At 69.9% G+C, this 17,304-nt stretch carries 1 protein-coding gene (cut by a window edge); it reads right to left on the reverse strand.

All coding sequences use genetic code 11. The annotated features are described in order from the left end of the window. On the reverse strand, positions 1-16,878 hold the 5' portion of the coding sequence (locus OG326_RS40270; protein WP_327142336.1) for a non-ribosomal peptide synthase/polyketide synthase. 1,095 nt of this gene lie to the left of the window's left edge; 16,878 of the gene's 17,973 nt are visible here — the first part of the coding sequence; the start codon lies at positions 16,876-16,878; the stop codon falls past the left edge of the window. Between the last annotated feature and the right edge of the window lie 426 nt (positions 16,879-17,304).

Raw genomic sequence — 17,304 nt, forward strand, 5'->3', positions numbered from 1 at the left:
GGCCGGCCGGGGACGGTCGGTCGGCAGCGGCAGCTGCTCCGGCACACCGGCCAGTTCGGCGGTCCAGAACGCGAGCTGTGCGCTGAGCGGGCTCTGCGGATCGGTGTCCGCGCCGAGCACCGCACGCTGCCAGTCGCTGTAATCGCAGTACTGGATGGCCAGCGGGGTCCACGCGGGAGCGACGCCGTCGAGACGACTCGTGTAGGCCTGCACCAGATCCCGGGTCAGGGGTGTGACCGAGTAGCCGTCCGAGCTGATGTGGTGCATGACCAGGACCAGCACGTGCTCGGTGGACGAGACCCGCAGCAGGGCGAGGCGCACCGGCGGCCGCACCGTGACATCGAAACCGGCGGAGATGATTTCGGCCATCTTTGCGGGAATCGCTGTGGCGGACACCGGGATCGGGGCCAGATCGACCTCGACCTCGTCCACGGTCAGCACCTGCTGGACCGCTGCGCCGTCCACCTCGGGGTAGCGGGTGCGCAGAATGTCGTGGCGGCCCAGCAGATCCCGCACCGCGGCGGTCAGCGCATCGTGGTCGAGCGTGCCGGTGAGGCGGATGGCGGCGGGCACATTGTAGGCCGCCGAATCCGGATGCAGGCGGTTGACGACCCACATGCGCTGCTGCGAAAGCGACAGTGGCGCAGGGCCTTCGCCGGTCCGGCGGACCAGCGCGAGCCGGGCCTCGGACGGGTCGGCCGTCGCCAGCCGCTCCGCCAGCGCGGCCACGGTCGGGGCCTCGAACACCGCCGCGACCGGCACCCGCACACCCAGATCCGCGCCGAGCCGGGCGGCGAGCCGGGTCGCCATGAGCGAATTGCCGCCCAGGGCGAAGAAATCGGCGTCCAGACCGGCCACCGGATCGGCCTCGGCGCTCGACTCCAGGCCGATGACCTCGGCGAAGGATGCGGCGACCAGGCGCTCGAGCCGGGTCACCGGGGCGCGGTAGGCGGCGGCCGTGAAACCGGGCTCGGGCAGGCGCGCCCGATCGACCTTGCCGTTCGCATTGAGCGGCAGGGCTTCCAGCACCACCAGGGCGGCCGGAACCATGTACTTGGGCAGGTCGGCGGCGAGGCCCGCACGCAAACCGGCCGCCACCTCGTCGTAGCGGGCCGGGTCGGCGCCCGGCACGGCCGCGTAGGCGACCAGCCTGGCGCCGGAGTCACCGGCGGTGCGGGCCACCGCGACCGCCGCGGTCACGCCGTCCTGACGGCGCAGCGCGGTCTCGACCTCGCCGAGTTCGATGCGGAAGCCGCCGATCTTCACCTGGAAGTCGGCGCGATCGACGTACTCGAGCACGCCGTCGGCGCGGCGGCGGACGATATCGCCGGTGCGGTAGAGCCGTCCCGCGCCGAAGGGATTGGCGACAAAGCGATCCGCGGTCAGCGCCGGGCGGCCGTGGTAGCCGCGGGCCAGCTGCGCGCCCGCAAGATACAGCTCACCCGGTACGCCGATGAGGACCGGCTGCAGGCGGGCATCGAGCACGTACGCGCCGCTGTTCCAGGCCGGAGCGCCGATCGGCACGGTCTGCACCGGCGGCTCGCCGACCTCGAAGGAGGTGATCGAGACCGCGGCCTCGGTCGGGCCGTAGAGATTGAACAGCCGGGCGGTGTCCGTGCCCGGATGCCTGTCCAGGAAATCCACGGCGGTCGCGGCGGGCAGCGCCTCGCCGATGGCCAGCACGGCCCGCATCGAGTCGGGCAGCGGACCCGCGGTGAGCAGCATGCCGAGCAGCGAGGGCACCGGATGCAGCACCGTGACGCCGTGCCGCGCCATGAGCTCGCGCAGTCGGTCCGGATCGCGCTCGTCGCCGGGCGCGGTCACCACCAGACTGCCGCCGGTGGTCAGCAGCGACCAGAATTCCCATACCGACAGATCGAAGGTGGCGGGGGTCTTCAGCAGGGCGCGATCGTTCGCACCGAGCGCGAAAGTGCTGCGCAGCCACTGCAATTGATTGGCGATGGCGGCATGCGGCACCGCGACGCCCTTGGGCGTGCCGGTGGAGCCGGAGGTGAAGATGACGTACGCGGGATTGTGCTCGCGCAGCGGGCTGATCCGCTCGCCGGCGGTGATCGGCGCGGCCGAGTAGGCGGTGTCGTCCAGGCGATCGACCTGGTACACCGGCAGGACGGTCTCGAACGGGACGCCGTCGGCGGCCGTGGTCAGCACGCATACCGGCGCGGCCGTATCCACGATGTGGACGATGCGCTCGGCCGGGTGGTCCGGATCGATGGGCACATAGGCGCCACCGGCCTTGACCACCGCGTACATGGCGACGATCAGATCGATGGAGCGGCGCATCGCCAGCACCACCGTGCGCTCCGGGCCGACGCCGCCGGCCAGCAGCAGCCGCGCCAAGCGGTTCACCCGGGCATCGAATTCCGCGTAGCTGAGCGCGATCTCACCATCGGCGCTGAGCAGTGCGACGGCGTTCGGGGTCGCGGCGACCTGGCTGTCGACCAGGTCCGCCAGCGTGACGGGATCGACCGCGCGCTCGGTGGCATTCCACTCGGTGAGCACCTGCCGGCGCAGTTCCCCGCCCAGCAGATCGATCTCGCCGACCACCGTCTCCGGTTCGGCGGCAACGGTTTCCAGGATGCGGCGCAGGGCGGCGCCGAAGCGCGCCGCGGTCGCCTCGGTGAACAGGTCGGTGGCGTAACCGAGGGTGAGATCCATTCCGGCGGGCGCACCGGCCGGGCCGTAGTGGTCTACCGCGAACAGGTGCAGGTCGAACTGGGCGATCTCATTGTCGAATTCGACCTCCGTGACCGACAGGCCGGGCAGCCGCAGGGTGGCCCGCTCGTGGTTCTGGAAGGACAGGCCGACCTGGAACAGCGGGTGCCGGGCGGTGGAGCGCTGCGGGTTCAGCACCTCCACCAGGCGCTCGAACGGGACGTCGGCATGGGCGAAGGCGGCGATATCGGCGGTCCGGACCCGGTTCAGCAGCGCCGAGAACGGTTCGGCGGCAGCGATTTCGGTGCGCAGCACCAGGGTGTTCACGAACATGCCGATGAGGTCGTCCAGCGCCGTCTCGCCGCGACCGGCGATCGGAGTGCCGACGGTGATGTCGGCGGTGCCGGACAGCCGGGCCAGCAGGGCGGAGAACGCGGCGTGCACGACCATGAACAGCGTGGCGCCGTGCGCGCGGCCGACCCGGGCGAGGCGGGCGTGCAGTGCGGCATCGACGGGAACGGTGATGTGCTTGCCGCGCAGGCTCTGCCGGGCCGGGCGCGGGTGATCGGTGGGCAGATCCAGCTGATCGGGCAGACCGGCGAGGGTGTCCCGCCAGAACGAGATCTGCTGTGCCGACAGCGATTCGGCATCATCCTCGGCGCCGAGCAGTGCACGCTGCCAGAGCGCGTAGTCGGCGTACTGCACGGCCGGCGGTGACCACACCGGGGCCTGGCCGGCCAGATGCGTGCCGTAGGCGTGCATGAGGTCGCGCGTGAACGGCACCACGGAGGAGCCATCAGCTGAAATATGGTGCAGCGCACCGGCGAAGACGTATTCGGCCCGGCGCGCATCGGTGATGCGGAACAGGCGCAGCCGCACCGGCACCTCGGCGGTCACATCGAACGCGGCCGCCAGTTCCAGAATGCGCTGCGGCAGTTCGGCTTCGGTGATGTCGATGGGCTGCAGCGCCTGGACTGCCCGCTCGGCGGGCAGGATCACCTGCACCGGACCCGATTCGGTCTCGGGGTAGACGGTGCGCAGGGTCTCGTGACGGCCGACCACGGCGGCGACCGCGGCCTGCAGCGCGGCCACATCGAGGTCACCGGTCAGGCGCAGGGCCAGCGGAATGGTGTACGCGATCGAATTGCCGTCGAAGCGGTTCAGGAACCACATGCGCTGCTGCGCCGGTGAAAGCGGCAGCCGCTCCGGGCGCGGTCCGGCGGCCAGTGCCGGGCGCGGGGCCGCACCGGTGGTGGCGCCGACCCGATCGGCGAGATCCCCGACCCGGGACGCCTCGAACAGCAGCCGCACGCCGACGGTGCCGCCGAGCAGACCGCTGAGCCGGGCGGCCGCCTTGGCGGCCAGCAGCGAACTGCCGCCGAGCTCGAAGAAGTCGTCGTCCAGGCCGATGCGCTCGATGCCGAGCAGATCGGCGAAGACGTCCGCGATGGTCTTCTCGACCGGAGTCGCGGGAGTGCGGAAGACCTTGGCCTCGAATACCGGCGCGGGCAGCGCGCGGCGGTCGAGTTTGCCGGAAGCGTTGAGCGGGAGGGCATCCAGCACAACGAAGGCGGCGGGGACCATATAGCCGGGCAGGGCGGCGGACAGGGCGGTCCGCACCGAGTCGGCATCGATGGTCGTATCGGCGGCGATCAGGTAGGCGACCAGCTGATCGCCGAGGCGCTGGTCCGGGCGGACCACGACCACGGCCTGGGCGACGGAATCCAGTGCGGTGAGGGCGATCTCGATCTCACCGAGTTCGATGCGCAGACCGCGCAGCTTGACCTGGAAGTCGGTGCGGCCGAGGTATTCCAGCTCGCCGGAAGCAGCCGCTTCGCCGCTCGCGGTGGACCACTTGACCAGATCGCCGGTGCGGTACATGCGGGCGCCGGAGGCGTACGGGTTCGCGACGAAACGATCCGCGGACAGGTCCGTGCGGTCCAGATAGCCGCGGGCCAGCTGATCGCCCGCCAGGTACAGCTCACCCGGGATACCGGGCGCCACGGGGTGCAGGCGCGAATCCAGCACGTACAGCTGGGTGTTCCAGACCGGGCGGCCGATCGGGACGGAGGCGAGGTCGGCATCGACGACCCGGTGGTGGGTCACGTCGACGGCGGCCTCGGTCGGGCCGTACAGATTGTGCAGCGCCGCGCCGGTCAGGGCGCGCAGCTGCTGCGCGGTGCTCGCGGGCAATGCCTCACCGGAGGCGAAGACCTGGCGCAGGCGCAGGTCCGCGGCCGGAGCCTCGCCGAGTGCGGCGACGAACAGCGACAGCATCGAGGGCACGAAATGCGCTGTGGTGATGCCCGCTTCGGCGATGACCTGTACCAGGTAGGCCGGATCGCGATGGCCGTCCGGTGTGGCGACGACGAGGCGCGCGCCGGTCTGCAAGGGCCAGAAGAACTCCCACACCGAAACGTCGAAGGTAGCCGGGGTCTTCTGCAGGACGGCGTCGTCCGCGCCGATCGGGTATTCGCTCTGCATCCACAGCAGGCGGTTCACGATCGCGCTGTGCTCCACGGCCACACCCTTGGGGCGGCCCGTCGAACCGGAGGTGAAGATGACGTAGGCGGTGTTCGACGGCCGCAGCGGGACAGGGCGTTCCGCATCGGTGACCGGCGTGCTGCCGTAGCCGCTGAGGTCCAGTGCGTCCACGGCGAGCACCGGAGCGATGTCCTCGGTGCGGAAGTCGTCGCCGGTGGTGGTCAGGATGACGACCGGGCGCGCGGTGTCCAGCACGTATTCGATGCGATCGGCGGGCTGATCGGGATCCAGCGGCACGTACGCGCCACCGGCCTCGAGCACCGCGTACATGGCGACGACCAGATCGACGGAGCGGCGGATGGCCAGGGCGACAGTCGATTCCGCGCAGACGCCCGCATCGATGAGCCTGCGGGCCAGGCGATGCACGCGGCCCGCCAGCTCGGCGTAGGTCACGGTGGTCTCCCCGAAGACGACCGCGATCGCCTCGGGGGTGGTCCGCACCTGCGCCTCGAACAGTGAAACCAGGGTGGCGGCAGCGCCTTCCGGCAGCTCGAGGTCGTGAGCGGTGGCGTTCCATTCGGTCAGCACCCGGGCCCGCTCGTCGGCGCGCAGCAGGTCGATATCGCCGACCGCGACGGTGCAGTCGGCGGCTACCGCCGCCAGCACCTGCTCGAAGCGGCGCGACAGCGCGGCAATGCTCTCGGCGTCGAAAAGGTCATGGGTGTAGGTGATTTCGATGTCCAGGCCACCGGTGTGCCCGCCGTCGGAGGGGGTCTCGGTGACGGTGAACTGCAGATCGAACTTGGCCACGCCCGACTCGATCTGCGCCGGGGCGACCAGCAGCTCCGGCAGCACCAGCGTGGGCAGCGGGAAGTTCTGGAAGGTCAGCGCGACCTGGAACAGCGGGTGCCGGTTCTGCGCCCGGGCCGGGGCGAGCACCTCCACCAGGCGTTCGAACGGCACCTCGGCATGCGAGAGCGCCGCGATGTCGTCGGCGCGGACACCGGCGAGCAGGGTGTCGAATCCGGCGCCCGGATCGACCTCGGTGCGCAGGACGAGCGTATTCACGAACATGCCGATCAGACCGTCCAGGGCCTGCTCGCCGCGGCCGGCCACCGGGGTGCCGATGGCGATGTCCGAGGTGCCCGACAGCCGGGACAGCAGCACCGCCAGCGCGGCGTGCACCGTGCTGAACAGGGTGGTGTCCAGCTTCTGAGCCAGGGCGGCGAGCTCGGCGTGCAGTTCGGCGTCGACCGTGCTGCGGTGGGTACCGCCGCGCTGCGTCGAGACCGCCGGGCGCGGGCGGTCGGCGGGCAGATCCAGCTGTTCGGGCAGGCCGGAGAGCCGGGTGCGCCAGTAGTCCAGCTGCCGCGCCGATTCCGAGTCCGGATCGGCGTCCGAGCCCAGCACCTCGTGCTGCCAGAGCGCGTAGTCGGCGTACTGCACGGGCAGCGGCTGCCAGTCCGGGACCGCGCCGGCGTGGCGGGCGGTGTACGCGGTCATGAGGTCGGTGGCGAGCGGGCCGAGCGAGTAGCCGTCGGCGCTGATGTGATGCAGCACCAGGGCCAGCACGTGATCGGTCTCCGACACCGTGAACAGTGCCGCGCGCAGCGGGGTTTCGACGGTCAGGTCGAAGCCGCGGGTGGCGGCGGCGACCAGCCGGGCGTCCACCTCGGATTCGTCGATGCGCTCGGCGGTCAGCGCCGGAAGGCTCTCCGCGACAGTGCGAATCACCTGTTCCGGTCCGTTCGGACCGTCCGGGTAGACGGTGCGCAGGGTTTCGTGCCGCTGCACCAGATCGGCGAGCGAACCCGCCAGCGCGGCGGTGTCGAGCGCACCGGAGAAACGGATGACCAGCGGGATATTGTCCGCTGCCGCACCGGGACCGGAGGTCTCCTCGGCGGCCCAGTACCGGTTCAGGAACCACATGCGCTGCTGCGCCGGCGCCAGCGGCAGCCGGGCCGGACGGGTCCGCCGGGTCAGTGCCAGCCGCGCACCCGCACCCGAGAGCTGGTGCGCATAGGCGGCAAGCGCTGCCACACTGCGGGTTTCGAACAGGGCGCGCACCGGGATATCACAGTCGAGCGCCACGCCGAGGCGGGCGACCGCCCGGGCCGCCAGCAGCGAGCTGCCACCGAGCGCGAAGAAATCGTCGGCCGCACCGACCCGCTCGATGCCGAGCAGTTCGGCGAAGACCTGTGCCACCGCCACCTCGGCGGGGGTGGCCGGGGCACGATAGGCGGCGGTCTCGAAGGCCGGAGCCGGCAGGGCGGCGCGATCCAGCTTGCCGTTGACGGTCAACGGGATTCGGTCGACGACCACGAGGGCGGCGGGCACCATGTGCTCGGGCAGCCGCCGGGCCACCGCCTGGCGCAGCACGGCGGTATCGACCGCGGAATCGGTCACCACGTAGCCGACGATCCGGCCGTCGGCGACGGTCTCGTCCTGGCGGACCACCACCGCCGCGGCGCGCACGTGCGGCTCGTCCAGCAGCGCGGCCTCGATCTCACCGAGCTCCACCCGGAAGCCGTGCAGGTTCACCTGCTGATCGGCGCGGCCCAGGTACTCCAGCTCACCCTGGGTGGTCCAGCGGGCGAGATCGCCGGTGCGGTAGGCGGATTCGCCGGGAGCGCCGAACGGGTCGGCCACGAAGCGGGCCGCCGACAGCGCCGGGCGGGACAGGTAGCCGCGGGCGAGCTGCCCGCCGGAGACATAGATTTCACCGGGGGCGCCGACCGGAACCGGGCGCAGCCGCGAATCCAGCACGCGCACGGTCAGACCCGGCAGCGCGCCGCCGATGACACTGGCAGAACCGGTCTCGGCGGTGATGAACCGATGCGAGACGTGCACCGTGGTCTCGGTGATGCCGTACATATTCACCAGCGCGGGGGTCTGCGGATGACGGGCGAACCAGTCGCGCAGCCGCGCGGGTTCCAGCGCCTCGCCACCGAAGATCACCCAGCGCAGCGACAGATCGTCGAGATCGTGCGCCTGATCGGCGGCGATCAGCTGGTAGAAGGCCGACGGGGTCTGGTTCAGCACCGTAACCCGCTGCGCGGCAAGCAGTTCCCGGAACTGCTGCGGCGAACGCGAGGTGAAGTAGTCGATCACCACGACGCTGCCGCCGGACAGCAGCGGCGCCCACAGCTCCCACACCGTGAAATCGAAGGCGTAGGAGTGGAACATGGTCCACACATCGGACGGCCCGAATTCGAAGAGCCGCTGGGTATTGTCCAGCAGCCGCACCACATTCCGGTGCGGGATCAGCACGCCCTTGGGGCGGCCGGTCGAGCCGGAGGTGTAGATGACGTACGCGACGTGGGCCGGATCCAGGGGCGCGCGGCGATCCTGATCGGTGATCGGACCCGCGGCGAAGCCGTCCAGATCCGCGGTGTCCAGATCGATGAGCGGACCACCGAACCAGCCCGCGGGCAGATTCGCGGCGGCACTGGTGATGGCACACACCGGACGGGCATCGTCGAGCACGTACTCGATGCGATCCGCCGGGTAGTTCGGGTCGATGGGCAGGTAGCCGCCACCGGCCTTGAGCACCGCGAGCAGGGCGACAACCAGTTCCTCGGTGCGCGGAAGCGCCACCGCCACCAGCGATTCCGGTCCGACACCGGCGGCGATGAGCCGGCGGGCGAGCCGGTTGGCGCGGGCATCGAGGTCACCGTAGGTGAGGGTGACCTCGCCGGAGCGGACCGCGGGAGCCTGCGGGTCCAGCAGGGCCGCCCGCGCGAAACGTGCTGCGAGCGTGTCGTCTTCGGAGCTGTCCGCACCGGTGACCGACCATTCGCGCAGTACCCGCTGCCGTTCCGCGGCATCGAGCACCTCGATATCGCCGACCGCGATCCCGGCGTCCGCCGTCACCGCGGCGAGCACCCGCTCGAACCGGCGCGCCAGCACCGCAATGCCCTCGGCCTCGAAAATATCGGTGGCATAGGTGAATACGGCGGAGAGGCCGCCGTCGGCGCTGTCGGCCAGCGTCAGCTGCAGATCGAACTTGGCGGTGTGGGTGTCGATATCCAGACGCGACACCTGCAGACCGTCCAGCGCCAAATCGGCGGTGGCGGTGTTCTGCAGATCCAGCACCACCTGGAAGAGCGGGTGCAGGCCCGGCGTGCGCACCGGATTCAGCGCCTCCACCAGGCGCTCGAACGGCACATCGGCGTGCGCGAAGGCGCGCAGATCGGTATCGCGCACCGATGTCACCAGATCGGCGAAGGAGCGACGCGGTGCGACCTCGGTGCGCAGCGCGAGGGTATTGACGAACATGCCGACCAGGCCGTCCAGCGCCTGCTCACCACGTCCGGCGACCGGGGTGCCGATCGAGATGTCGGACTGCCCGGAGGTTTTCGCCAGCAGCGCGGCGAAGGCGGCGTGCAGCACCATGAACAGCGAGGCGTGCGCCTGCTCGGCGATCTCCCGCAGTCGCGTGTGCAGTCCGGCGTCGAGAGTGAATTCGTAGCGCGCGCCGTGGCCGGAGGCGACGGCGGGGCGGGGCCGATCGGCCGGCAGCGCCAGCTCGGGGGCCAGCCCCGACAGCTCGTCGCGCCAGAAGCGCAACTGCTGTGCCAGTACCGATTCCGCGTCCTCGGCGGCGCCGAGCAGTTCGCGCTGCCACAGCGCATAGTCGACGTACTGCACCGGCAGCGCGGACCACTGCGGCGCGGTTCCGGCGCGGCGCGCGGAGTAGGCGGCCATCAGATCGAGGGTCAGCGGCGCGATGGACCAGCCGTCGGCGGCAATGTGGTGCACCGCAAAGACGAGCACGTGTTCGGTCTCGGCGGACGCGGGACGCAGCAGCGTCAGCCGCAGCGGCGCTTCGTCGCCGACCGCGAACGGGGTGGTGGCCAGCGCGCGAATGCGCGCGTCGAGGGCGGCCGGATCGACCTCCTCGGCGACCAGATCGACGACGGATTCGGTGATCGGCAGCACCCGCTGGTAGCCGATGCCGTCCACCGCCGGGTAGACGGTGCGCAGCGTCTCGTGCCGTTCGACCACATCGGTGAGGGCCGCGGCCAGGGCGGCGCGATCCAGCGCGCCGGTGAGCCGAATGGCGGCGACCAGATTGTCGGCCACCGAATCGGTGTCGAAGCGATTGAGGAACCACATGCGCTGCTGGGCGTAGGACAGCGGCACCAACTCCGGCCGCTCCCCCGCCACCAGCGGCGGGCGCCCACCGGTGCCGGCGAATTCGGCCAGCGCGGAAGCGAGTTCGGCGACCGTCCGGGCGTCGAAGATCAGGCGCACGGGCACCCGGGCGTCCAGGGCCGCACCGAGCCGGGCCGTCAGCCGGGTCGCGATGAGCGAATTGCCGCCGAGTTCGAAGAAGTCGTCGTCCGCGCCGATCGGCGTGGTCAGGCCGAGCACCTCGGTGAAGGCGGCGCCGACCAGACGCTCCACGGAGGAACCGAGCGCCCGGAACTCGCGCGCCGCGAACTCCGGCGCGGGCAGGGCGCGGGGGTTCAGCTTGCCGTTCGGGGTCATCGGCAGCTCATCGAGCACCATGAACGCGGAAGGCACCATATGCGGCGCCAGACGGCCCTGCAGGCTCGCCCGCACCGTCTCGACGGGCAGCCCGGCCGCGACATCGGCCGCGACCAGATAGGCGACCAGCTGATCGCCGCGGGCGGCATCGCTGTGCACCACGACCACGGCCTGGCGCACCTGCTCGTGCTCGGCCAGCACCGTCTCGATCTCGCCGAGTTCGATGCGGTAGCCGCGCACCTTCACCTGGGAGTCGTTGCGGCCCAGGTACGTCACGGTGCCGTCGGCATTCCAGCGCACCAGATCGCCGGTGCGGTACATGCGCTGACCGGGCGCCCACGGGCAGGCCACGAAGCGGTTGGCGGTCAGATCCGAGCGGCCGTGGTAGCCGCGCGCCAATTGCGCACCGGCGACGTACAACTCACCGGTCGCGCCCACCGGCACCGGCTGCAGCGCGCTGTCGAGCACCCACTCCCGCACACCGCGGATGGGGCGGCCGATGTGGACGGGCTCGCCGGCCCGCAGCGGCTCGGACATATTGACCACAACGGTGGTTTCGGTCGGACCGTAGGCATCGACAATGATCCGGCCGGCCGCGACCCAGCGCCGGACCAGTTCCGCCGGAACGGCTTCGCCGCCGACCGCGATCGACTGCACATCGGGCAGCGACGCGGGATCGAGCGAGGCCGCGGCCGAGGGGGTCATACCCAGATGGGTCACCCGCTGCGCCCGGACGAAGTCGGCCAGTTCCGCGCCGACCGTGACACCGGCCGGCGCGATCACCATGGTGGCACCGGAATTCACGGCCAGCAGCAGCTCCATGACCGAGATGTCGAACGACGGCGAACCGACGCTCAGCACCCGCGCGCCGGGATGTCCGAAGTAGTGCGCGGTCTGCTCGGCCGCCAGGCTCACCAGCGCCGCATGCGTGACGAGCACGCCCTTGGGCAGACCGGTCGAACCCGAGGTGTAGATGGTGTAGGCGACGTGCTGCGCGTGCAGCGGCCGCACCCGGTCGGCATCGCCGATCGGCGTATCCGCGAAAGCGCCACAGGCACTGCGGAACTCGGGATCGTCGAGCAGCAGCCAGGGCAGTACGGCGGGCATGGCGGCATGCGCCGCGACGGTGGTCAGACCCAGCACCGCACGCGAATCGGTCACCATATGGGTGATCCGCTCGACCGGATAGCCCGGATCCACCGGAACCCAGCCCGCACCGGACTTGATCACGGCCCAGACGGCGGTCACCTGCTCGAGCGAACGCGGCACACCCACGGCGATCAGATCGTCCGGTCCCACCCCGCGGCTGATGAGCAGGCGCGCCAAACGTGATGAGGCAGCGTCGAGTTCGCCGTAGGTCAGGGCGCGACGTTCGTCGCAAATAGCAATATTGTCGGGATCTGCCTCGACGGCTTCCTCGAGCACGCCGGGCAGTAGCCCGGTGGCTGCTACCGCGCCACCGGAGCGGGTGGTGAGGTCGGTGTACTCGAGCTCGGAGAGCAGGGGGAGCTCGGCGACGACGGTCGCGGGAGCGGCGACGGCGGCCTCGAGCAGGCGCAGGAAGCGCCCGGCGAGAACGGAAATGGAGGCGGGGTCGAAGAGATCCGTGGCGAAAGAGAATTCCGCGTGAATCCCCGCCGGTGCCGGACCTTCCCCGGGACCGGCACCGGCGAAGCTTTCGGTGACCGCGATCGATAGGTCGAACTTAGCCACTCCGGTGTCCAGCGTACCCGCCGTGGCAAGCAATCCGGGCAGTTCGACACCGATATTCCCGATGCCGGTGAAAGACAGCGATACCTGGAAGACCGGATGACGCGCCTGCGAACGTGCCGGATTCAGGACCTCGACCAGCTGCTCGAACGGCACATCGGCGTGTGCGAAGGCGGCGAGATCGGATTCCCGTACGGCGCCTAGGAATTCGGTGAAGGGTACGCGCGTGTCGAGCTGCGTGCGCAGCGGCAGGGTGCCGACGAACATACCAATCAGTTCGTCAAGTTCACGTTCCCCGCGACCGCCGACCGGCGTGCCGATCACGATGTCGTGCTCACCGGAAAGCCGCGACAGCAGCACCGCGACCACCGCATGCACCAGCATGAAGGCCGAAACACCCTGCTGCTGAGCCGTTTCCAGCAGCTTTGCATGAAGACCGGCCGGTATCTCGAGCTGATGCACACCGCCGCGGCCACTGGCCGCCGCCGGACGCGGCCGATCCGAGGGCAGATCCAACTGCTCCGGAGCGCCCGCGAGGATTTCGGTCCAGAACGACAATTGCTGCGCCAGCAGGGAATGCGGGTCCGCGGCATCGCCGAGCCGCTCCCGCTGCCACAGTGCGTAATCCGCGTACTGCAGCGCGAGCGGGGTCCACCCGGGCGCATGTCCCGCGCGGCGAGCGGTATAGGCGTTCACCAGATCGCGCACCAGCACCGGCAGTGACAGCCCGTCGGCGGCAATGTGGTGCAGCACAACGGCCAGCGCATGTTCGTTAGCCGAAAGTTTGCCATCGCCGACTTCGCGCCCCTCGGCAAACACCTCGAAAAGGCGGGCGCGGAACGGGATCTCGTTCTCCAGGTCGAATCCGCGCTTCGCGAATTCGAGCAATTCGGCCTCCAGGGCCGCCGCCGCGATCGGTTCGACGGACACGATCAGATCGGTGCCGGCAATCAGGCCCGCACCCATCGACTCGAAATCCACCATGTCGACATCCGTCAGCGACAGGTCCGCAAACGACTCCAGCACCGCGAACGGCGACAGCACGGCCGCCGGCAGCACCCGCTGCGACGGTCCGGCCGGGGTCTGCGGGAAGACGGTGCGCAGCACCTCGTGCCGTGCCACCACATCCGCGATCGCCGCGCACAGCGCCGCCACATCGAGGTCGCCGCGCAGGCGCAGGGCGAACGGCATGTTGTAGTCGGCGCTCGCGGTGTCGAAACGGTTCAGGAACCAGATGCGCTGCTGCGCGGGGGACAGCGGCAGCACGTCCGGCCGCTCCCGCACCGCCAATTCCGGTACCGACGTGCCGGATTCGGCATCGTCGTCGAGGAATCCGCGCTGCACCAGATCCGCCAGCTCGGCCACCGTGGGCGCACCGAAGATCTCGCGCAGACCGATGCGGCAACCCAGATCGCCGTTCACGCGCGCCGCCACCCGGGTGGCGATCAGGCTGTTGCCGCCCAGGGCGAAGAAGTCGTCGTCCAGGCCGACGCTCTCGCGCTCGAGCACCTCGGCGAACACCCGCGCCACCGAACGCTCCACCACCGATTCCGGAGCGCGATAGACGACCACCGTGCGTTCCGGATCCGGCAGGGCCCGGCGATCCAGCTTGCCGGAGGGGTTCAGCGGCAGGGCGTCCAGGCGCACGAACACGGCCGGAACCATGTACGAGGGCAGTGACAGGGCGGCGGCGGCCCGCAACTGCGTGGCCGGAAGTTCTCCCGGCTCGACCGGCACCACATAGGCCACCAATTGCTCGTCACGCACCGCGACCACCGCGTGGCGCACCGAATCGATTGCCGTCAAGACGGTTTCGATCTCGCCGAGTTCGATGCGCAGGCCGCGCAGCTTCACCTGGAAGTCGGTGCGGTCCAGGTAGAGCAGTTCGCCCTCCGGAGTCCAGCACACCAGATCGCCTGTGCGATACATCAATTCACCCGGGCGTCCGAGCTCGTCCGGTCCGGCGAACGGATCGGCGACGAACCGTTCCGCCGTCAGCCCCGGTCGCGCCACGTAGCCCCGGGCGAGCTGAACCCCCGACAGATACAGCTCGCCCGGGGTCCCCACGGGGACCGGCCGTAGACGTGAATCAAGCACGTACAGCCGGGTATTGAACACCGGGGCGCCGATCGGCACGCTCTCGATGTCCAAGTCTGTGACCTCATGGAAGCTGACGTCGACCGCCGCCTCCGTGGGGCCGTAGAGATTGTGCAGCCGCGCGCCGGTCAGCGCGCGCAACCGCTGCGCCGTCGCGGCGGGCAGGGCCTCGCCGGAGGCGAAGACCAGGCGCAGCCGCATGCTCCGCGCGGCCGCCGTGACCAGCTCGCCGACGAAGACCGACAGCATGGCGGGGACGAAGTGCGCGACCGTCACATTTTCGCGGGTGATGGTCTGCGCCAGATACGCCGGATCACGATGGCCGTCCGCGGTCGCGACCACCAGGGTCGCGCCGATCTGCAAGGGCCAGAACAACTCCCACACCGACACATCGAAGGTGGCCGGTGTCTTGTGCAGCACCACATCGGCCGCCGTGAGCGCGTAGGCGGACTGCATCCAGACCAGGCGGTTGACGATGGACGCGTGGCTGACCGCCACACCCTTCGGCAGGCCGGTGGAACCGGAGGTGAAGATGACGTACGCGGTATTCGAAGGGCGCAGCGGCGCAAGCAGTTCCGAGGGCGCGAGCGGTGCGTCGGAGTACTCGCCGAGCGCCAGCTCGTCCAGGCACAGCACCGGAACGTCCAACGCGACCGCGGGCCGATCCGCGGTGGTCGTCAGTACGACGACCGGACGTGCGGTGGACACGATGTGCGTGGTGCGCTCGATCGGATGATCCGGATCCAGCGGTACGTACGCGCCACCGGCGGCCTGCACGGCGTACAGCGCCGCCACCAGCTCGGTCGAGCGCCGCAGGTGCAGCGCGACCATCGACTCGGGCCCGATCCCGAGCGAAACGAGGTGGCGGGCAAGACGATTCACACGCCCCGACAGCTCGGCATAGCTGAGTTCGACAGCGGGCTCGCCGGCGTACCGCAGCGCCACCGCATCCGGAGTCCGCGCCACCTGTGCGGTGAACATCGACACCAGCGTCGCCGTGGTGTCGACCGCATATGCGGTGTCGTTCCACATCCGCAGGCTCACTTCGCGTTCCAGCTCGGTGATCACCGGTACGGAGGCGACGGGGGCGGCCGGATCCAGTTCCAGCAGGCGCTCCAGGAAACCGGTGAAACGCGCGTGGTGGCGGGCGAGTTCGTCGGTGCCGTAGAGGTTCGGATTGGCCTCCAGCTCCAGGGTGACCTTGCCGGCGTCGGCGTAGTACACCTGCAGGCCCATATCCTCGGTCGGGCCGGAGCTGAGAATGTGCAAGCGCGCGGGTGCGCCGTCGAAAGAGAAGGTGACGTCGAACATCATCAGGTTCACCAGCGGGCCGAACAGCGCGCGCCGCGTCTGCTGCCCCTCGAGGTCGACATCCCGGCGAATGTCCTCGGCCCGGTACCGCTGACGCCGCACCGCTGCGGACAATTCGGTCCGCGCTCCGGTCAGCACTTCGGCCCAGGTGGCCTCCGGGCCGACCGAGAGCCGCAGCGGCACGATATTGGAGAGCATTCCGCCCGAACGCCGGGTCAGATCGCTGGTTCGCGCGGTCACCGGCAGGCTGATCGCGACCTCGTCGCGATCGGTGACCCGGGCCAGGTACAAACCGAAGGCCGCCACCACGACGGCGGCGAACTTCGCGCCGTTCGCGGCGGCCACCTCGTTGAGGCGGGCCAGCACCCGATCGGGCAGCTGCCGCCCGACGCGCAGATTGGTCGCCGCGGGCAGGGCGGTGCGGCGGTTGAGAGTGGTGGCCTCCAGGCCGCGCACCCGGTCGGCCCAGTACTCGCGGTCCGCGGTGAAGGTCTCGCTGTCGCGGTATTCCTGCTCGCCGATGACCAGGTCCCGGATGGAGGCGGGGTCGATCACGGACGGTTCGGCGCCGCTCTTGAGCGCGTTGTACCGCTCGGCCATGCGCATCATGGTCGCCATCGCGGCGAAACCATCGATGGCGATGTGGTGGCAGCGCAGGTACCAGAGGTGGTGATCGTCGGCGATTCGCAGTACGGCGGTGCGGAAGAGGATGGTGCCGACCAGATCCACCGGGGATCCGTACTCGGCGGTCATCCACTCGTTGGCGGCGGCCAGCGGGTCGGCGGCGGCACTCAGATCGATCAGCGGGATCTCGAACCAGTGCTCGTGATCGATGAACTGCCGAGGCTGCCCATCGATCTCGACGAGCCGCATCTTCCAGGATTCGAACTCCTCGATGGCGGCGTTGACCGCGCGCTCGAGCACCGGGATATCGATCGTCCCGCGCACATCCACGTAATCCGCGATATTGAGCGGAACCTCGGGATCCAGGAGCTGTGCGTACCAGAGGCCGAGCTGCCCGGGCGTGAGGGGAAACGGCTCCGATGCGGGGGGACTGCCCACTCCGCGGTCGCTGCCCGCTCCGACTCCACCCAACTCCGTACCCTGCACCGAAGCCTCCTCGCTATGCCGAATTGCTATGTGGCCGAATGCTTTCGGGCATCGCGAAATAGACCTGAAGACGCCGGTGAGTTACCGGCATCCAGGTCGGTGGAAAACCGCACTGCCCTGGGTGATTCGACGAATGCGCGGCGTCGGGGGTGACGCTCGTGCGCGTGATCCAACTAGTGCTCGAACCGGCCGGGTTGCCCGTTAGTCCGCGGCCGGGGATGCGGTTGCCTCCGGGTCATCCGCATCTGGGGTGTACTGCTGTCGATCTCCTCCAACTTCACTACGAACGCTGCTCACCCGGCTCTGGTGAGCGATGCCCTGTCGCCTGCATCACACGGATGCCCTCCATGCATTGCGAAGACTAGGCGGAATCGTAATAAAACGGAACTTTTTCCCCGAAAAAAGTTGGACGAGCGTCTAGTTGGT

It is taken from the genome of Nocardia sp. NBC_01327, assembly GCF_035958815.1.
Lineage (GTDB): Bacteria > Actinomycetota > Actinomycetes > Mycobacteriales > Mycobacteriaceae > Nocardia.